This is a genomic window from Ruegeria sp. AU67, from assembly GCF_900312795.1.
GTDB classification, from domain to species: Bacteria; Pseudomonadota; Alphaproteobacteria; order Rhodobacterales; family Rhodobacteraceae; genus Ruegeria; species Ruegeria atlantica.
On the sequence record NZ_OMPH01000028.1, the window covers coordinates 123,666 to 148,128 of the forward strand.

Annotated in this window: 25 protein-coding genes and 1 pseudogene; 15 read left to right on the forward strand and 11 right to left on the reverse strand. The window is 56.7% G+C overall.

The features are described 5' to 3' along the window. Positions 1 to 64 precede the first annotated feature (64 nt). The 3 genes and pseudogenes from DK510_RS15745 to deoD form a co-directional block, all read left to right on the forward strand. A pseudogene (locus DK510_RS15745) lies at positions 65 to 2,035 on the forward strand (protein meaA); the annotation flags it as partial. Between the two features lie 124 nt (positions 2,036 to 2,159). After that, positions 2,160 to 2,474 carry an H-NS family nucleoid-associated regulatory protein gene (locus DK510_RS15750; protein ID WP_109312890.1) on the forward strand — a complete coding sequence of 105 codons (315 nt, stop codon included), beginning with the start codon at positions 2,160 to 2,162 and terminating at the stop codon, positions 2,472 to 2,474. 24 nt (positions 2,475 to 2,498) lie between these two features. Then, the gene (gene deoD / locus DK510_RS15755) at positions 2,499 to 3,209 is read left to right on the forward strand and encodes a purine-nucleoside phosphorylase (protein WP_109312891.1); all 711 of its coding nucleotides are present in this window, start codon (positions 2,499 to 2,501) and stop codon (positions 3,207 to 3,209) included. 567 nt (positions 3,210 to 3,776) lie between these two features. On the opposite strand, the gene DK510_RS15765 is transcribed toward deoD, so the two are convergent. Both DK510_RS15765 and DK510_RS15770 read right to left on the reverse strand, forming a co-directional pair. Further along, entirely contained in the window at positions 3,777 to 4,025 is a 249-nt protein-coding gene (locus DK510_RS15765) for a hypothetical protein (protein ID WP_109312892.1), read from the reverse strand. A gap of 88 nt (positions 4,026 to 4,113) precedes the next feature. Next, entirely contained in the window at positions 4,114 to 4,893 is a 780-nt protein-coding gene (locus DK510_RS15770; RefSeq protein WP_109312893.1) for a succinate dehydrogenase iron-sulfur subunit, read from the reverse strand. 163 nt (positions 4,894 to 5,056) lie between these two features. Here DK510_RS15770 and DK510_RS15775 point away from each other — a divergent pair, with 163 nt between their 5' ends. Together DK510_RS15775 and DK510_RS15780 are read left to right on the forward strand one after the other, a co-directional pair. Further along, on the forward strand, positions 5,057 to 6,118 hold the full coding sequence (locus tag DK510_RS15775; protein ID WP_109312894.1) for a glycosyltransferase family 4 protein: 1,062 nt from the start codon (positions 5,057 to 5,059) through the stop codon (positions 6,116 to 6,118). A gap of 29 nt (positions 6,119 to 6,147) precedes the next feature. Then, on the forward strand, positions 6,148 to 6,939 hold the full coding sequence (locus tag DK510_RS15780; RefSeq protein WP_109312895.1) for an FkbM family methyltransferase: 792 nt from the start codon (positions 6,148 to 6,150) through the stop codon (positions 6,937 to 6,939). A 73-nt stretch (positions 6,940 to 7,012) separates the two neighbouring features. On the opposite strand, the gene sdhA is transcribed toward DK510_RS15780, so the two are convergent. The 8 genes from sdhA to DK510_RS15820 all read right to left on the reverse strand — a co-directional run bounded on the left by sdhA (position 7,013) and on the right by DK510_RS15820 (position 13,198). Continuing rightward, entirely contained in the window at positions 7,013 to 8,821 is a 1,809-nt protein-coding gene (gene sdhA / locus DK510_RS15785; protein WP_109312896.1) for a succinate dehydrogenase flavoprotein subunit, read from the reverse strand. A gap of 24 nt (positions 8,822 to 8,845) precedes the next feature. Beyond that, positions 8,846 to 9,217 carry a succinate dehydrogenase, hydrophobic membrane anchor protein gene (sdhD, locus tag DK510_RS15790; RefSeq protein WP_109312897.1) on the reverse strand — a complete coding sequence of 124 codons (372 nt, stop codon included), beginning with the start codon at positions 9,215 to 9,217 and terminating at the stop codon, positions 8,846 to 8,848. A gap of 11 nt (positions 9,218 to 9,228) precedes the next feature. Continuing rightward, entirely contained in the window at positions 9,229 to 9,612 is a 384-nt protein-coding gene (gene sdhC / locus DK510_RS15795) for a succinate dehydrogenase, cytochrome b556 subunit (protein ID WP_058278905.1), read from the reverse strand. Positions 9,613 to 9,812: 200 nt separating this feature from the next. Then, positions 9,813 to 10,475: a DUF1194 domain-containing protein gene (locus tag DK510_RS15800; RefSeq protein ID WP_109312898.1), complete on the reverse strand. Its 663-nt coding sequence runs from the start codon at positions 10,473 to 10,475 to the stop codon at positions 9,813 to 9,815. A 57-nt stretch (positions 10,476 to 10,532) separates the two neighbouring features. Further along, positions 10,533 to 11,561: a MaoC family dehydratase gene (locus DK510_RS15805; RefSeq protein WP_109312899.1), complete on the reverse strand. Its 1,029-nt coding sequence runs from the start codon at positions 11,559 to 11,561 to the stop codon at positions 10,533 to 10,535. Beyond that, positions 11,561 to 11,767 carry a DUF1737 domain-containing protein gene (locus tag DK510_RS15810; RefSeq protein ID WP_109312900.1) on the reverse strand — a complete coding sequence of 69 codons (207 nt, stop codon included), beginning with the start codon at positions 11,765 to 11,767 and terminating at the stop codon, positions 11,561 to 11,563. Before DK510_RS15810 ends, DK510_RS15805 begins: the two co-directional genes overlap by 1 nt. A gap of 12 nt (positions 11,768 to 11,779) precedes the next feature. Beyond that, a complete protein-coding gene (locus DK510_RS15815; protein ID WP_109312901.1) occupies positions 11,780 to 12,334 on the reverse strand; it encodes an NnrU family protein in 555 nt (184 codons plus the stop codon). A gap of 6 nt (positions 12,335 to 12,340) precedes the next feature. Then, a complete protein-coding gene (locus DK510_RS15820; RefSeq protein ID WP_109312902.1) occupies positions 12,341 to 13,198 on the reverse strand; it encodes a CoA ester lyase in 858 nt (285 codons plus the stop codon). Positions 13,199 to 13,368: 170 nt separating this feature from the next. Between DK510_RS15820 and DK510_RS15825 the strand changes: the two genes are divergently transcribed. Continuing rightward, entirely contained in the window at positions 13,369 to 13,668 is a 300-nt protein-coding gene (locus DK510_RS15825; RefSeq protein WP_109313002.1) for a hypothetical protein, read from the forward strand. Here the strand turns inward: DK510_RS15825 and DK510_RS15830 are convergent, their stop codons facing one another. Continuing rightward, positions 13,669 to 14,424 carry a sulfite exporter TauE/SafE family protein gene (locus DK510_RS15830; RefSeq protein WP_109313003.1) on the reverse strand — a complete coding sequence of 252 codons (756 nt, stop codon included), beginning with the start codon at positions 14,422 to 14,424 and terminating at the stop codon, positions 13,669 to 13,671. A gap of 160 nt (positions 14,425 to 14,584) precedes the next feature. Between DK510_RS15830 and mdh the strand changes: the two genes are divergently transcribed. From mdh to DK510_RS15875, 9 genes are all read left to right on the forward strand, one after another. After that, complete coding sequence (gene mdh / locus DK510_RS15835; RefSeq protein ID WP_058273532.1) at positions 14,585 to 15,547, forward strand: malate dehydrogenase; 963 nt, start codon at positions 14,585 to 14,587, stop codon at positions 15,545 to 15,547. 362 nt (positions 15,548 to 15,909) lie between these two features. Beyond that, positions 15,910 to 17,103, forward strand: coding sequence for an ADP-forming succinate--CoA ligase subunit beta (gene sucC, locus DK510_RS15840; RefSeq protein ID WP_058278788.1), 1,194 nt, complete (start codon positions 15,910 to 15,912; stop codon positions 17,101 to 17,103). An 83-nt stretch (positions 17,104 to 17,186) separates the two neighbouring features. Beyond that, positions 17,187 to 18,068, forward strand: a complete 882-nt coding sequence (sucD, locus tag DK510_RS15845) for a succinate--CoA ligase subunit alpha (RefSeq protein WP_109312903.1) — start codon at positions 17,187 to 17,189, stop codon at positions 18,066 to 18,068. Positions 18,069 to 18,190: 122 nt separating this feature from the next. Next, on the forward strand, positions 18,191 to 18,688 hold the full coding sequence (locus DK510_RS15850) for a DUF805 domain-containing protein (RefSeq protein ID WP_160116549.1): 498 nt from the start codon (positions 18,191 to 18,193) through the stop codon (positions 18,686 to 18,688). After that, positions 18,685 to 19,227 carry a DUF805 domain-containing protein gene (locus tag DK510_RS15855; RefSeq protein WP_109312905.1) on the forward strand — a complete coding sequence of 181 codons (543 nt, stop codon included), beginning with the start codon at positions 18,685 to 18,687 and terminating at the stop codon, positions 19,225 to 19,227. The genes DK510_RS15850 and DK510_RS15855 overlap by 4 nt, the downstream gene beginning before the upstream one ends. Further along, entirely contained in the window at positions 19,224 to 22,181 is a 2,958-nt protein-coding gene (locus tag DK510_RS15860; RefSeq protein ID WP_109312906.1) for a 2-oxoglutarate dehydrogenase E1 component, read from the forward strand. Before DK510_RS15855 ends, DK510_RS15860 begins: the two co-directional genes overlap by 4 nt. 3 nt (positions 22,182 to 22,184) lie before the next feature. After that, the gene (odhB, locus tag DK510_RS15865) at positions 22,185 to 23,699 is read left to right on the forward strand and encodes a 2-oxoglutarate dehydrogenase complex dihydrolipoyllysine-residue succinyltransferase (protein ID WP_109312907.1); all 1,515 of its coding nucleotides are present in this window, start codon (positions 22,185 to 22,187) and stop codon (positions 23,697 to 23,699) included. 2 nt (positions 23,700 to 23,701) lie between these two features. Beyond that, on the forward strand, positions 23,702 to 23,971 hold the full coding sequence (locus DK510_RS15870; RefSeq protein WP_058273540.1) for a hypothetical protein: 270 nt from the start codon (positions 23,702 to 23,704) through the stop codon (positions 23,969 to 23,971). Positions 23,972 to 24,055: 84 nt separating this feature from the next. Beyond that, a complete protein-coding gene (locus DK510_RS15875) occupies positions 24,056 to 24,445 on the forward strand; it encodes an MAPEG family protein (RefSeq protein WP_109312908.1) in 390 nt (129 codons plus the stop codon). Positions 24,446 to 24,463: the final 18 nt, after the last annotated feature.

Genomic DNA, 24,463 nt, shown 5'->3' on the forward strand with positions numbered 1-24,463 from the left:
CCCGAAAATTGCGCTTTAGAGGCCAGGAACGTAATTTTCTTGCCCAACCGAGACGCGAGGTCCAGCTATGACGCAGACGCAGAAAGATCGCCCCTGGCTCATCCGAACCTATGCCGGTCATTCCACCGCCAAAGCGTCGAATGCGTTGTATCGCGGGAACTTGGCAAAAGGCCAGACGGGCCTGTCGGTGGCCTTCGATCTGCCCACGCAGACCGGATATGACAGCGATCATACGCTCGCGCGCGGCGAAGTGGGCAAGGTTGGCGTACCTGTCGGCCACCTGGGCGATATGCGAGTTCTGTTCGACCAGATTCCGTTGGAACAGATGAACACTTCGATGACGATCAACGCGACAGCGCCTTGGCTGCTTGCGCTTTACATCGCTGTGGCCGAGGAACAAGGCGCAGATATCTCCAAACTGCAGGGCACGGTACAAAACGACCTGATCAAGGAATACCTGAGCCGCGGCACCTATGTCTGCCCGCCCAAACCCTCGCTTAAGATGATCGCAGACGTGGCCGAGTACTGTTATACCAACGTGCCGAAATGGAACCCGATGAACGTGTGTTCCTATCACCTGCAAGAAGCCGGCGCGACACCGGAGCAAGAGCTGTCTTATGCGCTGGCCACCGCCATCGCCGTTCTGGACGAACTGCGCCCTCGTGTTCCCGCCGAGGATTTCCCGGCACTTTGCGGACGGATTTCGTTCTTTGTTAACGCAGGTATCCGCTTTGTCACTGAAATGTGCAAAATGCGCGCTTTCGTCGATCTTTGGGACGAAATCCTGCGCGACCGCTACGGCGTAGAGAACCCGAAATTCCGCCGATTCCGGTATGGCGTTCAGGTCAACTCGCTCGGTTTGACCGAGCAGCAGCCTGAAAACAACGTCTACCGCATCCTGATCGAGATGCTGGCCGTGACTCTTTCGAAAAAAGCCCGCGCCCGCGCAGTTCAGCTGCCTGCATGGAACGAGGCACTGGGCCTGCCCCGCCCGTGGGATCAGCAGTGGTCCATGCGGATGCAACAGATTCTGGCCTATGAGACCGACCTTCTGGAATATGGTGACCTGTTCGATGGCAACCCCGCCGTGGACGCGAAGGTTGAAGAATTGAAACAGGGCGCACGCGCCGAACTGGTCAATCTGGATTCGATGGGCGGTGCGGTTGCGTCGATCGAATACATGAAGTCACGGCTTGTTGATTCAAACGCTGAACGCCTGAACCGCATTGAACGGAACGAAACTGTCGTTGTCGGTGTGAACAAGTGGATCGAAGGCGAACCCTCGCCCCTGCAGACCGAAGATGGCGGTATCATGGTCGTTGACCCTGCTGTCGAACAAGAACAAATCGCGCGCCTGAATGAATGGCGGCGAGATCGCGATGACGCAGCTGTCGCTGCGGCTCTGGCCGCGCTACGCGAAGCGGCACAAAACGGCACCAACGTCATGGAGCCCTCAATCGCAGCTGCCAAGGCTGGCGTAACCACCGGTGAGTGGGCCGAAGAAATGCGCAAAGTCTACGGTACGTATCGCGGGCCTACGGGCGTATCGGGCTCGGTCTCGAACAAGACAGAAGGCTTAGAAGATCTGCGGGCCGCAGTGGATGCGGTCAGCGACAAGCTTGGCCGCCGTCTAAAATTCCTGGTCGGCAAACCGGGCCTGGACGGTCATTCGAACGGGGCGGAGCAGATCGCATTCCGCGCACGCGATTGCGGTATGGAAATCAGTTACGAAGGTATCCGCCTGACGCCCGAGGAAATCGTAACCGCCGCAGCGGATGACGACGCGCATGTTATCGGTCTGTCAATTCTGTCGGGCAGCCACATTCCGCTAGTGCAGGACGTCATGAACCGACTGTGCGAGGCCGGGCTGGATCATATTCCGGTGATTGTTGGTGGCATCATCCCTGATGACGATGCCGCAAAGCTCACTGCGATGGGTGTCGCACAGATCTATACGCCCAAGAATTTTGAGCTGAACGCAATCATGGGCGATATCGTCACCCTGGCAGATCTGCAAACCCTCGCTGCTGAGTAGTACCTGCCAATTTCGCCAATTCCTCTTCTATCCCCTGAACAAAAGGGGATAGATAATTCTTTTCTTTGGAATTACGGTGTGCCATCGGGGACACCGGTAATGACTAATTCCTGGGAGAGGGTGAATGTCAGGGACAAATCTGGAAAAAATGTCGCGTAAAGAACTACTTGAATTGCGCGAAAAGGTCGAAAAAGCACTAATCGACGCGGAAAAGCGTGAACGGAAAGAGGCGTTAAAGGCCGCGGAAAAGGCCGCGGCCGAATTTGGATTTTCATTGTCAGAATTGGCAAAAGGCAATCCGACTTCCGGGAAAACTACAAAAGCAAAATATAAAAACCCTGCAGATCCAAATCAAACATGGTCGGGTCGCGGCCGAAAACCGCAATGGATTCATGAAGCATTGAAATCCGGAGCAAATATCTCGGATCTGGAAATCTAATATCTGATTGGAACTGATCCCAAAATGACAATTCATATTGGAGCCAATAAAGGCGACATCGCAGAAACGGTTCTTTTGCCTGGCGACCCTTATCGCGCAAAATGGGCGGCCGAAACGTTTTTGGACGATGTGAAGCAAGTAAATGACGTTCGCGGTATGCTGGGCTTTACCGGAAGCTGGAAAGGCAAACCTGTCACCATTCAGGGCAGCGGTATGGGCATGCCGTCCTTGTCGATTTACGTCAACGAATTGATCCGGGACTACGGGGCCAAAACGCTGATCCGCATCGGCTCCTGCGGGGGAATGCAGGACAGCGTGAATGTCCGTGATGTGATCCTTGCGATGACCTCGACCACGCTTAGCTCACCGTCACGCGGCATCATGAAAGAGCTGAACTTTGCACCCTGCGCCGATTGGGGGCTGCTTCAGGCGGCGGCTCAGGCGGCAGCGGCCAAAGGCACGCCAACCCATGTTGGTGGCATCTACTCGTCGGACGTTTTCTATGACGAACGCCCAGATCTGAACGAACAGATGGTGCGGCACGGTATTCTCGGGGTCGAGATGGAAGCTGCTGAGCTGTACATTCTGGCCGCGCGCCACAAATGCCGGGCATTGGCTGTTCTAACCGTTTCCGACCACTTGCTGACCGGCGAAGCTTTGCCCTCAGCTGATCGCGAAAGCAGTTTTGGCGATATGGTTGAAATCGCACTACAGGCGGCATTTCCGGCGGCGTAAATGCAAACATGCAGGGTGGGAAACCGCCCTGCTTATGCCGCTATTGCCCCTTCAGGCATTGAGTTGGAGCGTCGCCTCCCTGCTGCTGAGCGCCACAAAATGCACACACCCAAACGCCTTCTTTGCGGTGCTGCCGCCAGCGGCAGTCCCGGCTCAAGGATGAGGTGCGCGAGCGCCACAGGAAATAGGCAAATACTCCGCCTGCCAGAATAAGAAGCAAAATGGGCATGCCAATGCATGGCCCATTTTTCCCACTGGTGGCAAGCCCACAGTTGTCAGTTCAGGCTGCGTTAGCGTATTCGAACAAATCTGGGATGCGGTCATTTACGGGTTTCACAGGTTCTGGAGTGTAATATGACCACGCTTGTTCCAGCGTTTTTAGAGCCTCTGATTTTGTGTTCTGTTTTTCTTCCATCGGAGAGATCCTGTTCTAATTCAGTCACTCCTCCCTGATTGAAAAATAGACAGACGCGCCGACAGATTCACCGCATCCTTTTGCAGTTTCGGTATGCCCTGAACGCAACTAAGGCTGGCATTTGCATCTGCCAGCCCTAGGCTTGATGCCGGTTACGCCGCCATGCAGGCATTCGCTTTGGCGGCCTGAGCCTCGCTTACGCCATCACCTGGAACAAATACTTCAGCCTGCTTGCCACCCTGCAGTTCGTATTGCGTCGTAAACGAACCACTAATCCCCGCCTGCCCGGCGCATTCCACTTGCTTGAATACAATATCCGCCCGATTGCTGCTCAATCCGCCACAGGCCGAAAGAGCCGTGATCGCAGCGACGGAAAAAACCTTAGTAAGTGTTTGAGTCATTGATGTTCTCCGAATTTTCAATGCTCGCAGAACACGAAAAAACCCGGGAAGTTACCATCCCGGGTTTCATAATCTCTTTCGGCTGCGTTCAAACTGCGCGGTCAACCATCATCTTTTTGATTTCGGAAATCGCCTTGGCCGGGTTCAGACCCTTCGGACAGGTCTTGGCGCAATTCATGATCGTGTGGCAGCGATACAGCTTGAATGGGTCTTCCAATTCATCCAAACGTTCACCAGTGGCTTCGTCACGACTGTCGATGATCCAGCGATACGCATGCAAAAGCGCAGCGGGCCCAAGGTAGCGATCCCCGTTCCACCAATAGCTGGGGCACGAGGTCGAGCAGCTGGCGCACATCACGCATTCATACAACCCATCAAGTTTCTTGCGGTCTTCGATGGATTGCTTCCACTCTTTCGCAGGACGGTTGGTCTTGGTTTCCAGCCACGGCATGATGCTTGCATGCTGCGCGTAGAAATGCGTTAGGTCAGGGATCAGGTCCTTGACGACCGGCATATGCGGCAGCGGATAAATCTTAACGTCACCCTTGATTTCATCCATGCCGTAGATACAGGCCAGCGTGTTGATCCCGTCGATATTCATCGCGCAGGAACCGCAGATCCCTTCGCGGCAGGACCGGCGGAAGGTCAGCGTCGGGTCGATTTCATTCTTGATCTTGATCAGCGCGTCCAGAACCATCGGGCCGCAGCTGTCCATATCAACAAAATAGGTGTCTACACGTGGATTTTGACCGTCATCCGGGTTCCAGCGATAGATCTGAAACTTACGAACATTAGCCGCGCCTTCAGGCTTCGGCCAAGTTTTACCTGTGGTAATCCGAGAGTTCTTTGGCAGGGTGAGTTGTACCATTTCCGACCTCGCTAAAATCCTGCGTATAGATATACTCGGCAGGCCGGAAAGCCAACCTTTTAACCTTGAAAACACCCAAGAAAATTGGGCAAGCTCACCACAATATTCCCGCGGCGCTCAAGGTTCGCGCCGCTGAAGAAACGAGTCGAGTGCAGAACAGCGAATGCCGATAAACGTCGTCAACATCCCCTACGGCAACAAAAACCCTTATCAGAGCATGATGTACTCAGCCTGTATGCCGGAATTCAGCCTAACCCCCTCTCGTGGCGCTCCGCTTACAAATTTTGCACGGGCAGATTTTCAACCTGATCAGGGCATCATTCACATCCATTGGGATGATCGCCTGTTTCCCGAGCCAGAAACGGAAGACCAGGCACCAATTTTTAATTCGGCACGTGAAGGCTTGAGGCGGTATCGGGCAAACGGCGGGCGAGTCATTTGGACCATTCACAATCAATTCGCGCACTCCAAAGGAAGTGAAACTGAGTATTTTCGTCAAACTCGTCGAGAATTGGCGCAGATTGCCGATGTGATTCACGTGCACACACGCCACGCCCGTCAGCATATGATTGATGAATACGACGCCAACCCTAAAAAGCTGCGGTTGATTCCACACCCCAGTTATCTTGGGGTCTACGAACCTACGGATCAGACGCTGAATCGCCCTCTTGCCCCGCGCGTTCAAACGCGCTTTCTGGTTTTTGGTGCCATGCGCGGGAACCGCGAACTTGATCGATTGCAACTAGCAGCCAAGAAACTCGCTAGTCGTGGGTATGATTTTCAACTTTCAGTTGTCGGGCGGGTTTTCAGGTCAGGGCAAAAGCTTGCGCGTCAAATGGATGCCAACCCCAATGTATCGGTCGTGGCCGGGAGGGTGCCTAATGATGAAGTGCCGGTTTTTTTCTCTCAAGCGCATGCCTATTTGCTGCCCTCGACAACAACGTTCACGTCCGGTACCGCGATGTTGGCACAATCGTTTGGCCTGCCAATAATTGGTCCGGACATTGACCCTCACAAGCAAACCACTCCAGAAGAATGCCATAACCTTCTTTACCCGGCCCAACACCCACGGGGTTTGATCCGCATGATGAGGAACTTAATCCAAATGTCGGATGAAGAACTAGAAGAAAAACGCAGAGCATGTTTCAAATTTGCCTCAGAGCGCAATCCAAAGCGGATATCGAACGAATTGAAACATGCCTTGCAGGAATTGAATTCAAATTGACAACCAACACGACCAATTAAGGAGTTGCTATGGCATCCGCCAATCCGTTTGACTTTGTCAAAACGCTGAAAAAGTTCGGTCTGACGATTTCCCCTCTCAACTCTGACGGTGCAAAAATTTCCGATAGGCCTGCAAGAATGTTAAAACGCCTCAGACGTGCCGGATACACGATAGAGCGCACCGAGATGGATAATCGACTTTTGGTAGGCTATGGTTTCTCTCCCAATACTGTCATCGATGTCGGCGTAGATGCTGGCACACCGCCACTTTATGAAGCTTTCAAAACATCCAAGTTTTTGCTGATTGATCCGGTTGCAGAAAGCGAAGAGAAAGTAGAACGTTGGCGCGACGTAATAGATTTCGATTTCTTCTGTTTCGCCGCTGGCAGCATGGAAGGAAGCGTTACACTCAACGTTCCTTCTACCGAGGCGCGCGCGCGGCATAGCCGAGCTTCAGTTATGGATTATGCTGACAACTACGCCTCTTTGTTTGCCGAAATCGAACAACGCGAAGTACCTGCTCGTACGCTGGATGCGGTTGCTGCAGGTTACCCCGGACCTTTCGGCATCAAGATCGACACGGAAGGTTATGAACTCGAGGTTGTTCTAGGCGCCACGGAGACATTGAAAAAGACCGAGTTTGTGATCGCCGAGGCCTCGGTTAAACCACGCTACGAAAATGGCTATCGCTTTTCTGATTTTGTGGCATGCATGGCGGAGCAGGGTTTCGAAATCCTGGACTTCATCCGACCCATTCGCCCTGACGCTGCAGATTGCGACGTATTGTTCGCGCGGCTTGATAGCGGCCGGTTTGATGTCTAACGCAAACAGATAAGCTCCATAATGGCAGTGCATCACCCATTTTCTTGGGTGATGCACACCTGGAAAGGCTTGATCAGAACGTCCGCGCTTTGGGGGCGATTTTCTTCAGGCTGATGCCGCCTTCGTCTTCGGTTGTCAGCGGATCGGCAATAACCGGACGATAACTGAGATCAACCTTGTTGCCATCAACACGCGACACCGTATGAACGCGCCAGTTCTCATCATCACGCTCGGTGAAATCTTCATGCGCGTGCGCGCCGCGGGATTCCTTACGCGCCTCGGCGCCGACAATCGTGGCCAACGCACTTGGCATCAGGTTGGTCAGCTCCAGCGTTTCCATCAGGTCGCTGTTCCAGACCAGCGAGCGGTCGCTGACTTTCAGGTCGTCCATCTTGGCGGCGATCGCCGTCATCTTGTCGACGCCCTCGGCCATGGTTTTTGCTGTCCGGAAGACCGCTGCGTCTTCCTGCATGGTCTTCTGCATCTCAAGACGCAGATCGGCGGTAGCGATTGCACCGCTGGCATTGCGTACCGCGTCAAAGCGGTCGAACGCCTTATCGACGGACGCCTGATTCAGCACCGGGTTCGGTGCCTCGGCATCCACAACCTTGCCCGCCTTGATTGCAGCCGCACGGCCAAAGACCACAAGGTCGATCAGTGAGTTCGAGCCCAAACGGTTCGCCCCGTGGACCGAGGCGCAGCCCGCTTCTCCCACAGCCATCAATCCGGGGACAACGGCCGTCGGGTTGTCAGCGGTCGGATTCAGAACCTCACCCCAATAGTTGGTCGGAATGCCGCCCATGTTGTAGTGCACGGTCGGCAGAACCGGGATCGGTTCCTTGGTGACGTCTACGCCCGCAAAAACGCGCGCCGATTCCGAAATCCCTGGCAGACGTTCGGCCAGCGCCTCGGCCGGCAAGTGGCTGAGGTTCAGGTGAATGTGGTCGCCACCGTCACCATGGCCACGGCCTTCGCGGATCTCCATTGTCATCGAACGCGAGACGTAATCGCGAGGCGCGAGGTCTTTGTACTGGGGCGCATAACGCTCCATAAACCGTTCGCCTTCCGAGTTGGTTAGGTAACCGCCCTCACCACGCGCGCCTTCGGTGATCAGACAGCCAGAACCGTAAATGCCGGTCGGGTGGAACTGAACGAACTCCATGTCCTGCAGGGCCAGCCCTGCGCGGGCCACCATGCCACCACCGTCACCGGTGCAGGTATGGGCCGAGGTCGCACTGAAATAGGCGCGGCCATAGCCGCCGGTCGCCAGCACCACCATCTTGGCGTTGAAGACGTGCATCGTGCCGTCGTCCAACTTCCAGCAAACGACACCCTGACACTGCCCGTCTTCGGACATGATCAGGTCGATGGCGAAGTATTCGATATAGAACTCGGCGTTGTTCTTGAGGCTTTGGCCATAGAGCGTGTGCAGGATCGCGTGACCGGTCCGGTCCGCAGCGGCACAGGTCCGCTGCACGGCAGGACCTTCGCCGAATTCGGTAGTGTGACCACCGAACGGGCGTTGGTAGATCTTGCCCTCTTCAGTACGGCTGAACGGAACACCGTAGTGTTCCAGCTCATACACGGCCTTGGGTGCCTCACGGGCGAGATATTCCATCGCGTCGGTGTCTCCCAGCCAGTCCGAGCCTTTGACGGTGTCGTACATGTGCCACTGCCAGTGGTCCGGTCCCATATTGGACAGAGATGCGGCGATTCCGCCCTGCGCGGCAACCGTGTGCGAGCGTGTCGGAAACACCTTCGTGACACATGCCGTGCGCAGACCTTGTTCTGCCATGCCCAGCGTGGCGCGCAGACCAGCGCCGCCAGCGCCGACAACAACGACGTCATATTCGTGTGTTTCGTATTCGTATGCAGCTGTCATTTGATTATTTCCTTACCGCGCGTTTCACAGAGCCAGCTTGATCAGGGCAAACAGCCCGGCAGCTATCAATGTGTAGCCAAACGCCGCGACGGCCATGAGGCTCAGCTTTTCTGCGACACCATGGACATAGTCTTCAATTGCGATCTGAGTTTCGTGGACCAGATGGATGATGACGACAACCATTGTCAGCCCGGTCACAATCGCCGGGAAGGGACGGCCATAATAGGCCAGGACTTCTTCGTATGACCTGCCCAAACCGTTTGCGAAGACGAAAACAAACAGCGGTACAAGAAAGACAAGTGCCGCCGAGCTTACCATCATCTGCCAGTGATGATGCGTACCTTCGCCTCCGGCACCGGTACCCTGCGCGCGTTTGCGGTCAGTGAGGTAATTCATGGCCAATCTCCTTAAACCGCAATTGCCGTGATGAAGGCGAGGATGGTGGCCAACACCAGCATGCCGATCCCCATCTTTTCGGAGATACCGACATCTACGCAATACCCCAGATCCCAGATCACGTGACGCAGACGACCCAGCATGTGATAGAAGATCGCCCAGGTCGCGGCGAACATCACGAGATCACCCAGCCAGCTTCTCATCAGCCCATCGATGAAGTTGAATGCCGTTTCGGATGTTGCCGCCGCCAGGAACCACCAGACGACAAAGAATGCGATCGCTAGCGACGCAATACCCGTGATGCGCACAAGGATCGATGTCATCGAAGTCAGTTGGGGGCGGTAGATCGTGAGGTGAGGTGAAAGAGGGCGGTTGCCCCGATTTACATCGGCCATGTTGGCTCCTTTACGGTTGGCTTCCGAAGGTTTTACTGTTTTTTGCGGTTCTGTCACGTGCTGCAGATGCAAAAAAGTTCACAATTGGCGCAAAATGACGGATATTTGCATTATGTGATCACACAAAATAAGCTCGTGATCACAAATTGTTTTCCATCCATCACGATGTTAGCGCCTGCAGATTCGATTCTGTTGTGCGGCTATTTCAAATCAGCGGTTTGCTGGGTCACCTCGCGCAGCAGTTTCTTACGAATCCGCTCGGGATAGTCTGCAAACCCTGAGGCTGAGACGACAAACGCCCCCTCGCCCACGATCACATTTTCAAAGAAATACGCGGTCAGATCCGGTTCGCTTTCTTCGATTGCAATCGCGTTCACCGTCACACCGCGTGTCCGCAGAATTCTGTGTACGTCCGATGGTTCAACCCCCTCGTTCGACACCCCATCGCCAGAGATATCGATCAGGTGACGTTTGCAATCCGACACCGTATCGAAATAGGACATGGTCGATTCCAGCGCCTCGCCAATTGCGGTGGAAAAGTTGCGCCAGACCCTGGGATCGTTGGCCACTTTTACAGCAAACTGATCAATTGCCTCGAAACTGTCGATATGTGTCCACGGAACAGTGACCATCTGACGAGAGGACCCTGTCCACTGCACCAGCATCACGCGGGCTTTCCCGCGCACCAATGCCTCGGACACGATCGGGTCACGCAAACCGGCTGCTAGGCCATCCATTTGTATTCGATACTCAGTCGAATCGACCGACCCCGAGACGTCTACAGCGAGTGCCAATGCCAAATCGCAAGCATATGCAGGTGGCGTCAGACAGACGCAGGCAGCTATTGTGCGAAGCAAGGTCATGACCGCAGCCTAACACGATTGGCGCTGGCTGCGATCAAATGAATGTCACCACGAGTATCAGATCGGCATCAGAGCCCAGTAATCCAGATCAAGCAGGACATTGGGCAGATAACGACCGTCTTCGTTTTTCAACTCAAACGGCGCGCCGCCCTTGGTTGCGACCAACCGTAGGCGCACGGCGCCGACGCCCGGAATGGCAGTTTCCGCTTTGTCCAGAACTTCGGACCAGGCCTTGATCGTGTCGCCCGCAAAACAGGGGTTAGCGTGCGCGCCACCGTTCAGGCCAACGATCATCTGTGCATTAGCCAGCCCGTTGAACGACAGGGTCCGCGCCATGGAAATCACGTGACCGCCATAGATCAGCCGCCCTTCGGGCCGGAAGGTCAGATCGAAATGCACCTTGGCGGTGTTCTGCCACAAGCGGGTCGCCAGCATATGTTCGGCCTCTTCGACCGTGACGCCATCGACGTGATCGATTTTCTCGCCAATCTCATAGTCGCCCCAGCGATGCGCCTCACCAGCCTGAGCGAAATCGTACTGAGAGAAATCAAGGCCCTCGGGCGCGATCAGATCCTTCGCATCCAGCGACTTTTTCAGTTCTGGAATCACAGTCTCGGGCGCGGGCGCATCCATATCCGATTTCCGAACCATGACCCAACGCACGTATTCGATGACAACCTCATCGCGCTGGTTCAGACCGCGCGTGCGCACCCAGACAACACCGGTCTTGCCGTTCGAGTTCTGTTTGAGGCCGATCACCTCGGATTCCGAACGCAAGGTATCGTCGGGATAGACCGGCTTAAGCCAGCGCCCTTCAGCATACCCCAGATTGGCGACCGCATTCAGCGACACATCTGGGACAGTCTTGCCAAACACGACGTGGAATGCAGCAAGATCATCAATCGGGCTTTGCGGCAGACCACAATTCCGGGCGAACTCGTCCGAGGAATACAGCGCCTGCCGCGCCGGATAGAGCGCGTGGTACAGCGCCCGCTCGCCATTGGTCACCGTGCGCGGCACGGCATGGTGCAATACCTGACCAATGGAATAGTCCTCGAAAAAGCGGCCCGAATTGGTTTTTGCCATTATTGCTGTCCCAGTTTCATGTCAGGTGAATAGTCGGCCTCGACCTCTTTGGTCACGGCTTGCGCGCAACGCATTATGCGGCTGTTTTCGTCATACGCATAGGACGGGTCGCCATAGAGCTCCCACCCTTTTGCCAATGCGTCTGTTACTTTGTGGCAGAAGGCCGAGGTGTCTTCTTCGGTCAACAAACGGTATAGTTTTGCCATGATGTCAAATCCTTACGAGGGGAACGGCGACGGGCCGACCAGCCCGTGAACGTAGCCGATGACACCCAGCAGCACGATCGAGGCCACAAAGAACATCGCATCTTTGCCATAGGTTCCGGGTTCACCGGGGGTCCAACCCGGCTCGGACTTGTTGATCACGATCACTTCGACCACAGCCCAGGCCAACAACCCGCCAAACAGAATGATCGAGGCCAGATCGCCATTAACCAGCAAATGTGCAAAAGCCCACAGTTTAAACCCGCCCAGCATCGGATGGCGCAGCTTGTTCAGTACGCGGCCCTTGGTTCCGGCGGGGCTCATCATGTAGATCGCAATCAACACCAGCAGGTTATTGATATGGATCATAAAACTCGGCGGGGCCCAGACATGGATGAAGTCGGTCATGCGATAGCCGAAGATCATCAGCAGGATCGATGCCACCAAGGCCAGCGCGACCGCGCCCTTGCCGGCGTCGCCCATCGCAGCGCGACGCTCTGGCATCACACGTTTGAACAGATGCGCGGCCCACCAAAGTGCCACACCGAGAATGAGAAGAACAAAGCCCATGCTGGCTTACCCCGCTTGCAAAGCTGTAATTGCCTCCGCTTTTGCCAGAATTTCGCGGGCAGTTACAACGTGCAGATTTTCAACGATCTTGCCGTCGACCACGGCAACGCCCTGTCCTTGCGCCTCAACCTCTTCGAAAGCGGCAATCTGGCGACGGGCCAGATCGATCTCGGTCTCAGACGGGGCATAGGCAGCATTGGTGACATCGACCTGTGCGGGGTGGATCAGGGTTTTTCCGTCAAAGCCCATGTCGCGGCCCTGCGCACATTCGGCGGCCAGACCCTCGGCGTCCTTGAATGCGTTGTAGACACCATCGACAACGATCAGCCCCTCGGCCTTGGCGGCCAACAGACACAGGCCCAGAGAAGTCATCAAGGGCAGACGATCCGGGCGGAAGCGGGTTTGCAACTCCTTCGCCAGATCATTTGTACCCATGACAAACCCCGCCATAAGCGGATGGGCGGCAATCTCGGTCGCGTTGAGCATCCCGCGCGGGGTTTCCATCATCGCCCAGATTGGCAGGTCACCGGTAATCGCGGCCAGCGCGTCCACGTCCGCGGCTGAATTCACCTTGGGCAGCAGGACCACATCGGCATCCATCTCGCGCACGGCCTCAGCGTCAGCACGGCCCCATTCGGTATCCAGACCGTTGATGCGCACGATCTTGACCCGTTCCCCATAGCCGCCCGCGGCCAGAGCCGCCTTAAGCGTTTCGCGTGCATTGCACTTCTCATCGGCAGAAACCGCGTCTTCAAGATCAAAAATGATCGCGTCCACAGGCAAAGTGCGTGCCTTGTCCAGCGCCCGGTCTTTCGAACCGGGGATATAAAGAACAGAGCGATAGGGGCGCTGGCGCGGGTCCATTGGCTTCTCCCGAGGAAATAAAGTTGCGCGGAATGGGGCATTTTTTGTCGGAAAGTTCAAGCGCAAAATCGCCGCATCGCAGCATTCGCGACGCAACGTGCGTTCCTTTAACCGGATTTCGGTCCAATGGCGGCACCCTGACCGGCAAAGGAAATCGAAAAGGGTCAAAGATGCACAAGACACTGCTGAAGATGACGATGGGCCTCGGAATCATGGTTCTGGCTGCGCAACAGGCCCACGCCCGCAACTGCGCACCACGTGACGAGGTGATAAAACGGCTGACCGAAACTTACGGCGAAACGCGCCAGGGGATTGGCATCGCGCGTCAGGGCGCGGTGATGGAGCTTTATGCGTCGGACCAAAGCGGTAGCTGGACGATCACTGTGACGTTGCCGGATGGCATGACCTGCCTTGTTGCCTCGGGTCAGGCTTATGAAATGACCGCCGAAGCCCTGCCGCCTAACGTCTGATCAGGTCAAAGCGTCCCAGATCAACTTACTGCCTGTGAGCGTCAGCAGAACGTAAGCAATGCCAAAAAACAGCCGCTCTGACAGCATAAAATGCGCCCGGACGCCCAGCCAGGCACCAAGAATCGCAAATGGTGTCAATAGCAGACCGGCCCACGCGGTGTGCCAAGTGAAAAGGCCAAGATAGGCGTAAGGCACAAATTTCGTGATGTTGATGACCCAGAAGGCCAATACAGTGCTGGCCTGAAACTCGGTCTTCGACAGGCGTTGCGACAGCAGGTAAACGGCGGCTGGCGGGCCGCCCGCATGGCTGACAAAGCTGGTGAAGCCAGCAACCAGTCCAGCGAACAGTCCGGCGGGGGCAGGCAGTCTGTTTGTGAAGCCGCGCACCCAGCCTTTGGATTGACTGACGTGCCAAACGACAAAACCAATGGAAATCCCCCCGATCAGTAGGCGCAGCAGATCATCATCGGTGGCGCGATAAAGCCATGCGCCCAACGCCACGCCAGGCACGGCCCCAAGGATCAACCGGCGCGAATCCGGCCAGCTCCAGCGTTTCCAATAGGGCCCAAGAGTTGCAACATCGATCACCATCAAAATCGGCAGCATCAGGGCCAGTGCCTGCCCCGGCTCCAATATCAACGCCAGAATCGATGAGGACGCAAAGGCCACGCCCGAGCCAAAGCCACCCTTCGAAATACCCGCAAAGATCACAGCCGGGATCGCTACAACAAAAAACATCAGGTTCAATTCGAACATGCAGCGCCCCGGTTTCGGCCTGTATCCTTGGCCGTTTAGCGCAATCAGCACAGGCAGTGCAAACGGTATGCGGTTGCATGCCGCGCCGCTGAACACTTGCGCGAAAGCCATTTAGCGACTAGCACAACCGCGATTTCAATTCCGACCGGAGATTTTCCAAATGGCCAGACCCAAGATTGCGCTTATCGGCGCTGGGAACATCGGCGGCACGCTTGCGCACCTCGCAGCTGTCAAAGAACTGGGTGACGTAGTCCTGTTCGACATCGCAGACGGGCTGCCGCAGGGCAAAGCGCTCGACATCGCTGAATCCGGCCCTTCGGAAGGGTTCGACGCAGCCATGTCCGGCACCAGCGATTATGCCGATATCGCAGGCGCAGACGTCTGCATCGTCACCGCTGGCGTCGCCCGCAAACCCGGCATGAGCCGCGATGACTTGTTGGGCATTAACCTGAAAGTCATGAAGTCGGTTGGCGAAGGCATTGCAGCCCACGCGCCCGACGCGTTCGTGATCTGCATCACCAACCCGCTGGACGCGATGGTCTGGGCTCTGCGCGAATTCTCGGGTCTGCCGCACAACAAAGTCTGCGGCATGGCTGGCGTTCTGGACTCGGCCCGTTTCGCGCACTTCCTGTCGGAAGAGTTCAACGTCTCGATGCGCGACGTCACCGCGTTTGTTCTGGGCGGCCACGGCGACACAATGGTGCCGTCGGTGCGTTATTCGACCGTTGCCGGTATCCCCCTGCCCGATCTGGTCGAGATGGGCTGGACCACGCAGGATAAGTTGGACGCCATCGTTCAGCGTACCCGTGATGGCGGTGCCGAAATCGTTGGCCTGCTGAAAACTGGCTCGGCTTACTACGCGCCTGCCACTTCGGCGATCGAAATGGCCGAAGCCTATCTGAAAGACCAAAAGCGCGTACTGCCTTGCGCCGCATACTGCAGCGGCGAGCTGGGAGTTGACGGTCTCTATGTCGGCGTTCCGACCGTGATCGGCGCCGGTGGCGTCGAACGGATCGTCGACATCAAGCTGAACGAAGACGAACAAGCCGGGTTCGACAATTCGGTCAATGCCGTCAAAGGCCTGATCGAAGCTTGCAAGGGCATCGACAGCTCGCTGGCGTGATCCATACGTAAAGAAAATCAGAACCCGGTTCACCTTTGGTGAGCCGGGTTTTGTTTTGGGCGACTTCTGCGCTCTTCGATCGATCCGCTATCGAAGCTAGCGGCTTACAGTCATGCGAATTTGCCGTCTCGACGGGTCGACTTGGTTTAGCGCTAGCTGAATTCTCTCTTTATTCTAAAGGCCGTCAACGACGACGAATCAAACGGGCAACCTTCATTGCATTTTGTGATCACACCCAAAAAAACCGTGATCACAAATGATGAAAATCTTCGTGAAAAACTGCTTCCCTGTCAAAAAACCCTTTAAACTTGCCCCCTAGACACCCCTATAACGGTGTAACGCAGTCAGACAGGACAGTTTCGATGAACATTCACGAATATCAGGCCAAAGCGCTTCTTCGCAGCTATGGCGCTCCGGTCTCCGAAGGTCGCGCGGTACTGCGCGCTGAGGAAGCCAAAACCGCAGCCGGTGAACTGGATGGCCCACTCTGGGTTGTCAAAGCACAGATCCACGCGGGTGGCCGCGGCAAGGGCTCCTTCAAAGAGGCTGACGCCGGTGAAAAAGGCGGTGTTCGTCTGACCAAGTCGGTGGAAGAAGCATCCGAGGAAGCCAAGAAGATGCTGGGCCGTACGCTGGTCACTCATCAAACCGGCCCCGCGGGCAAGCAAGTCAACCGCATATACATCGAAGCCGGTTCCGGCATCGAGCGTGAACTGTACCTTGCCCTGCTGGTGGATCGCCAGACCAGCCGCATCTCGTTCGTCTGCTCCACAGAAGGTGGCATGGACATCGAAGAGGTTGCCGCTGCAACGCCCGAGAAAATCCTGTCCTTCTCGGTCGATCCGGCAACAGGCTATCAGCCCTATCATGGCCGCCGCATCGCCTTTTCGCTGGGGCTGGAGGGCGCGCAGGTCAAACAGTGCGTCAAACTGATGAGCCAGCTATACGCCGCCTTCGTCGAGAAGGACATGGAGATGCTGGAAATCAACCCGCTGATCGTGTCCGACAAGGGCGACCTCAAAGTGCTGGACGCCAAGGTCGGCTTTGACGGTAACGCGGTCTACCGCCACCCCGACATTGCCGAGCTGCGCGACACGACCGAGGAAGACCCCAAGGAATTGGAAGCCTCTAAGTACGACCTGAACTACATCGCACTGGATGGTGAGATCGGCTGCATGGTCAACGGTGCCGGCCTGGCGATGGCGACCATGGACATCATCAAGCTGTATGGGGCTGAGCCTGCCAACTTCCTCGACGTGGGCGGTGGCGCCACCAAAGAGAAAGTGACCGAGGCGTTCAAGATCATCACCTCTGACCCGCAGGTCAAAGGCATCCTGGTCAACATCTTCGGCGGCATCATGCGCTGTGACGTCATCGCCGAGGGCGTTGTCGCCGCGGTGAAAGAGGTCGGCCTGAAGGTTCCGCTGGTCGTGCGTCTGGAAGGCACGAATGTCGAGAAAGGCAAAGAGATCATCAACACCTCTGGCCTGGACGTGATCGCGGCAGACAACCTGAAAGACGGTGCTGAGAAGATCGTGAAGGCCGTCAAAGGCTAATCCCAATTCCGTGGGGTGGGATTTGCCCACCTTTCCGACGAATTCAGGCAGGCTCAGGCCCGCTTAAAACAGGAGAATGCCAAATGGCAGTCCTCATCGACGAAAATACCAAAGTGATCTGTCAGGGCTTTACTGGCTCGCAGGGCACATTCCACAGCGAACAGGCCATCGCGTATGGCACCAAGATGGTCGGCGGCGTGACCCCCGGCAAAGGCGGGATGACCCATCTTGACCTGCCCGTATTCAACTCGGTCCACGAGGCCAAGCATGTGACCGAAGCCAACGCCAGCGTGATCTATGTGCCCCCGCCCTTTGCGGCAGACTCGATCCTCGAAGCGATTGATGCCGAGATGGAAGTGATCGTCTGCATCACCGAAGGCATCCCGGTTCTGGACATGATGAAGGTGAAACGCGCGCTGGAAGGCTCAAGCTCGCGCCTGATCGGCCCGAACTGTCCCGGTGTCATCACACCCGACGCCTGCAAGATCGGCATCATGCCCGGCCACATTCACAAACGCGGGAGCGTGGGTGTCGTTTCCCGCTCGGGTACGCTTACTTATGAAGCTGTGAAACAGACAACAGACGTAGGCCTGGGTCAGTCCACCTGTGTGGGCATCGGCGGTGACCCGATCAAAGGGACTGAGCATATCGACGTGCTGGAATGGTTCCTGGCCGATGACGAAACCCACTCGATCATCATGATCGGTGAGATCGGTGGCTCAGCCGAGGAAGAAGCCGCTCAGTTCCTGGCGGATGAGGCCAAGAAGGGCCGTTCTAAACCGACTGCTGGTTTCATCGCTGGCCGCACCGCTCCTCCGGGCCGCCGCATGGGCCACGCGGGCGCCATCGTCGCCGGCGGCAAGGGCGGTGCTGAGGACAAGATCGAAGCCATGCGCTCGGCCGGCATCGTCGTGGCCGAAAGCCCAGCGCAGCTGGGTGAGGCTGTGCTGGAAGCAATTGGGTAAGCAGTGATTGCCTGTGGCGCATATGTGCTTAGGTCAACGCCCGAACGCGTGTGGGTGCGAAGCGCCCGCCCATGGGAGCGGTCGGGCGCTGCCTGGCAGTGTCGCTGGGCAGGATGGCCTTGATGGGACCTAAACAAGCCATATCGTTTGGTTTTCGAAAAGCGCTCGTCTTCTCGGGCAGGGCTCCCCGCGCCGAGTTTTGGTGGTTCGCGCCAGTGGCCGCTATGCTGCCTGTAGTTGTAGCAATGAACCTTGAATGGAGCATTTCCTTGAGCTGGGGAATTGGGCAGTTGCTTTTGGTAATGGCGGCGTCTATCCCTTTGCTCTCTGCTATGAGCCGACGGCTACAGGATACTGGCGAAGAGGGTCACCAGGCCGTGTATCCTTTCTTATTGATTATCCTCGTCTGGCTCGGATATCAGGTCTTCTTGGGGTTTAGTTTGCTGATAGGCGGGCCGATTTTGTGGCTGATCTTAGCATTCCTGACCCTAGGGCCAGTTTTTCTGGCGGCACTCGTAGCGAGTGTGATGGTAACAGCAAACATCGTAGGAATGATGCTTGTTGCGTCTGAGCCCAAGAGTAATCGATTTGGTGCGCTATGTGGAGATGTGCCCGCATGACCTTCTCTGACGCCATCCGCACCTGTTTCGCCAAGTTCTTCACCTTCTCGGGTCGCGCCTCGCGGCCCGAATACTGGTTCTTTTTCCTGTTCATCGTGATCTGGAGCTTTATCGCCGGGGTCATCGATTGGCAGTTCTTCACTCAGGTCGCCACGACGCAGACCGATGAAATCAAACAAGTCACTGCAACGTCCAACCAGCCGGTGCAGAGTATCGTCAGCCTGATCGTGTTTATCCCGCATCTGGCCGTCGCGTGGCGACGGATGCATGACACCGGGCGCAGCGGGCTTTTTGCCTTGCTTCCGATCCTGCTGATTGCCGGCGCCTTTGCTGTGCTGATCTTTGGCATCGGCCTCGCATCCCATTTCCAGCATGGCGGGAATCTGGACATCCTGTTCACCCGCGCCACTCTGCTAATCGTCATTCCGACACTGCTTGTTTTGTTTGTGTCGCCCGTCCTGGTTCTGTGGTGGCTGACCCGCCCCAGCCAGCCAGGCACCAACCAATACGGTCCCAACCCAACAGAGGTAGCCCAATGACCGAACATACGCCCAACTCTGCCTTTCATGCCTCAAGCTTTATGCAGGGGCATAATGCTGAATATCTGGAGCAGCTTTATGCCCAGTACGCCAAGGACCCGAACGCTGTAGATGCGGCCTGGGTCGATTTTTTCCGGGCGATGGGCGACGCCACGCCGGACGTCCAGCGCGAGGCCGAAGGGCCATCCTGGGCTCGGACCGACTGGCCTCCGATGCCGACGGATGACCTGACTGGCGCGTTGACGGGCGAATGGGCCGAAATCGACGCCAAGGCGGCGGGCGACAAGATTAAGGACAAGGCCGAGGCCAAGGGTGTTAAGGTCAGCGAAGACCAAATCAAACGCGCCGTTCTGGACAGTCTGCGGGCACTGATGCTGATCCGGGCTTATCGTATCCGGGGCCATCTTGCTGCTAATCTGGACCCGTTGGGCATGCGCGCCGCCAGCACCCACCCGGAATTGGACCCCAGGACGTATGGCTTCACCGAAGCCGACATGGACCGCCCGATCTTTATCGACAACGTGCTGGGTTTGCAGATGGCCAGCATGCGCCAGATTGTCGAGATCGTGAAACGGACCTATTGCGGCACATTCGCGCTGCAGTACATGCATATCTCAAATCCGGAAGAAGCCGCGTGGCTGAAGGAACGGATCGAGGGGTACGGCAAGGAAATTCAGTTCACCAAGGAAGGCCGCAAGGCGATCCTGAACAAGATGGTCGAGGCCGAAGGCTTCGAGAAGTTCCTGCACGTTAAATACATGGGCACCAAACGTTTCGGCCTGGACGGCGGCGAAGCCTTGATCCCCGCGATGGAGCAGATCATCAAGCGCGGCGGTGCGCTGGGTGTCAGCGACATCGTCATCGGCATGCCGCACCGGGGTCGCCTGAACATTCTGGCTAACGTGATGCGCAAGCCTTATCGCGCGATCTTCAACGAGTTTCAGGGCGGCAGCTTCAAACCCGAAGATGTGGATGGTTCAGGCGATGTGAAATACCACCTCGGCGCGTCCAGCGACCGTGAATTCAATGGCAACAGTGTCCATCTGTCGCTGACTGCAAACCCCTCCCACCTTGAGGCTGTGAACCCGGTTGTTCTGGGCAAGGTTCGCGCAAAACAGGATCAGTTGGGTGACGAAGACCGGACCAAGGTTATGGGCATCCTGCTGCACGGCGATGCCGCCTTTGCGGGTCAAGGTGTTGTCGCCGAAGGCTTTGGCCTGTCCGGCCTTAAGGGTCATAAGACCGGCGGCACGATGCATATCGTGGTGAACAACCAGATTGGCTTTACCACCGCGCCGCATTTCAGCCGCTCCAGCCCCTACCCCACCGATATCGCCCTGATGGTTGAGGCACCGATCTTCCACGTGAATGGCGACGATCCCGAGGCTGTAACACATGCCGCCAAGGTTGCGACCGAATTCCGGCAGAAGTTCCACAAGGACGTGGTTATCGACATCTTCTGCTATCGCCGGTTCGGGCATAACGAGGGCGATGAGCCCATGTTCACCAACCCGATCATGTACAAGAAGATCAAGACGCATAAGACCACGCTGTCGCTGTACACCGAGCGTCTCGTGAAAGACGGCCTTATCCCCGAAGGCGAAATCGAGGATATGAAGGCCGCCTTCCAGGCGCATCTGAATGATGAGTTCGAGGCGGGCAAAGACTATAAGCCCAACAAGGCTGACTGGCTGGATGGACGCTGGTCGCATCTGGACAAGAACAAAGATGAATATGTCCGCGGCGACACGGCAATTAAACCGGAAACGCTGGCGCAGATTGGCAACGCGCTGAGCCACACACCAGCCGATATCGCAGTGCACCGTACCGTCTCGCGTCTTTTGGATCAAAAGAAACAGATGTTCGAAAGCGGCAAAGGGTTTGACTGGGCGACTGGTGAGGCCCTCGCCTTTGGCTCTCTGCTGACCGAAGGCTATCCGGTGCGCCTTTCAGGGCAGGATGCGACGCGCGGGACGTTCAGTCAGCGTCACTCGGGTTTCATACATCAGGAAACTGAAGAACGGTACTACCCGCTGAACAACATACGTGAGGGCCAGTCGAAATACGATGTGATCGACTCGATGCTCAGCGAATATGCGGTGCTGGGCTTTGAATATGGATTCTCACTGGCGGAACCAAATGCACTGACCCTGTGGGAAGCGCAATTCGGTGATTTTGCCAACGGCGCGCAAATCATGTTCGACCAGTTCATCAGCTCGGGCGAAAGCAAATGGCTGCGCATGTCCGGTCTGGTGTGCCTGTTGCCACACGGCTTCGAAGGTCAGGGGCCTGAACACTCGTCAGCGCGTCTGGAACGGTTCCTGCAGATGTGTGGTCAGGACAATTGGATCGTGGCCAACTGCACGACCCCTGCGAATTACTTTCACATCCTGCGCCGTCAGCTGCACCGGACCTTCCGGAAGCCGCTGATCTTGGTGACGCCCAAATCGTTACTGCGCCACAAGCTGGCGGTCAGCACAGCAGAAGAGTTCACCACTGGTTCAAGCTTCCATCGCGTGTTGTGGGACGATGCACAGCACGGAAACTCGGAAACCAAATTGGTCAAGGACGACAAGGTCAAACGCGTGGTGATGTGTTCCGGCAAGGTCTACTACGATCTGCTCGAAGAACGCGATGCGCGCGGCATCGATGATGTCTACCTGATGCGGATTGAGCAGTTCTATCCCTTCCCAGCTCATTCGCTGATTAATGAGCTTGAGCGCTTTAAGGGTGCCGAAATGATCTGGTGTCAGGAAGAACCCAAGAACCAGGGTGCATGGACCTTTATCGAACCGAATATCGAATGGGTTCTGACCCGCATCGGCGCCAAGCACACGCGGCCGCGTTACGTCGGCCGCTCCACATCGGCTTCTCCCGCGACGGGTCTGGCCAGCCAACACAAAGCCCAACAAGAAGCGCTGGTCGACGAAGCGCTGAGCATTGAAGGAAAATAATCGATGTCCATTGAAGTTCGAGTTCCCACGCTTGGCGAGTCGGTTACCGAAGCCACGGTTGCGACATGGTTCAAGAAACCCGGCGACGCCGTCGCGGTTGATGAAATGTTGTGTGAGTTGGAGACTGACAAGGTCACCGTCGAAGTCCCTTCTCCTGCCGCTGGCGTGATGGGCGAAATCGTCGCCGCAGAAGGTGAAACCGTTGGCGTTGACGCTCTGCTGGCCACCATCGCTGCAGGTGAAGGCGCAGCTCCTGCCCCGGTAGCCGCACCGGCCCCGGCGGCTGCGGCTGCTCCGGCGGCGTCTGGCGGCAGTGTTGACGTCATGGTGCCGACCTTGGGTGAATCCGTGACTGAAGCGACCGTTTCGACATGGTTCAAACAGGTCGGCGACAGCGTCGCACAGGACGAGATGCTGTGTGAGCTGGAAACCGACAAGGTCTCGGTCGAGGTTCCGGCCCCGGCTGCGGGTGTTCTGGCAGAAATCGTTGCCCCCGAAGGCGCAACAGTTGAGGCGTCGGCCAAACTGGCGGTGATTTCCGGCGCAGCGGCAGGGTCCGTCGCTGCTCCGGCAGCTGCGGCGGCAACCCCGGCTGCAGCAGCAAGCACCGGCAAGGACATCGCCAACGCGCCATCCGCCGAAAAAGCTATGGCAGAGGCCGGTTTGTCCGCGGATCAGGTCACAGGCACCGGTCGTGATGGGCGGATCATGAAAGAGGATGTTGCCCGCGCAGCGGCTACGGCTGCGGCCCCGGCACCTACGGCGGCAGCACCGGCACCAGCGCAAGCGCCTCGGGCACCGGTCGCAGCACAGGATGCCGCCCGCGAAGAGCGTGTGCGCATGACCCGCCTGCGCCAAACCATCGCCAAGCGTTTGAAGGATGCGCAGAACACTGCGGCAATCCTGACCACCTTCAACGAGGTGGACATGACCGAGGTGATGGGCCTGCGCAATGAATACAAAGACCTGTTCCTGAAAAAGCACGGCGTGAAACTGGGCTTTATGTCCTTCTTCACCAAGGCATGCTGTCACGCGCTGAAAGAGGTTCCGGAAGTCAACGCCGAGATCGATGGCACGGACATCGTCTACAAGAATTTCGTGCACATGGGCGTTGCCGCCGGTACGCCGCAAGGTCTGGTTGTTCCTGTCATCCGCGACGCCGACAGCATGTCCTTCGCGGATATCGAGAAGGCCATCGCCGAAAAGGGCAAGCGCGCTCGTGATGGCAAGTTGTCCATGGCAGAGATGCAGGGCGGCACCTTCACCATCTCGAACGGTGGCGTCTATGGCTCGCTTATGTCGTCACCGATCCTGAACCCGCCGCAGTCGGGTATCCTTGGCATGCACAAGATCCAGGACCGTCCAATGGTCATCAATGGTGAGATCAAGATCCGCCCGATGATGTATCTGGCACTGTCCTATGACCACCGGATTGTTGACGGCAAGGGCGCGGTGACGTTCCTTGTACGTGTGAAAGAGGCGCTGGAAGACCCGCGCCGTCTGCTGATGGATCTGTAATCATGGCGACACATGTACTCTGGCAAGCCGACGTGGCCGACTTTGATGTCTGGCTGAAGGTGTTTGAAGAAGACAAACCGATGAGAGAGGCCGCGGGCATCCGCGACCTCCATATCTGGAAAGACCCTGATCGCAAGGACCACGCGGTCGCGTTGTTCGAGATCACCGATCTCGACCGGGCCCAGAGCTTCATCGAATCCGAAGAGCTGGCCATGCACCACGAACGTGGCGGCGTGGCACATATCCAGACCAAAGTTCTGGACCCTGTCTGAAAGCATGAAGCTGCGCCTGCCCATTGGGGGCGCAGCACGAACGGGTAACGCGATGACTTTCGACTGCTCAAAGGGAACCACTGGATGACCACGGAACTGACCGTCCTGACCCTTGCCGCATTACTTTGGGTCGCGCAATTCGTGGTCTATCTGGCTGCAGGACACGGAAAGATTGACCTTGGCCTTGCGATTGGCCCGCGGGATATCCCCTTTGACAAACCGGGGGTTTCGGGGCGTCTGCACCGTGCCCTCAGCAACCACACCGAAGGGTTGGTTCTGTTCGCAATTGCGGCGCTTGTCGTGACGGTTTCGGGCCAGTCGAACGGGCTCACTGCGGCCTGTAGCTGGATCTATTTGATCGCCCGCATCCTATATGTTCCAGCCTACGCAATGGGCTGGACGCCTTGGCGAACCGTGATTTGGATCGTTGGCTTGTTGGCCAACACCGTAATATTGTTGGCGGCTGTCTTTTGATTCAGTCGCTGGCATGGA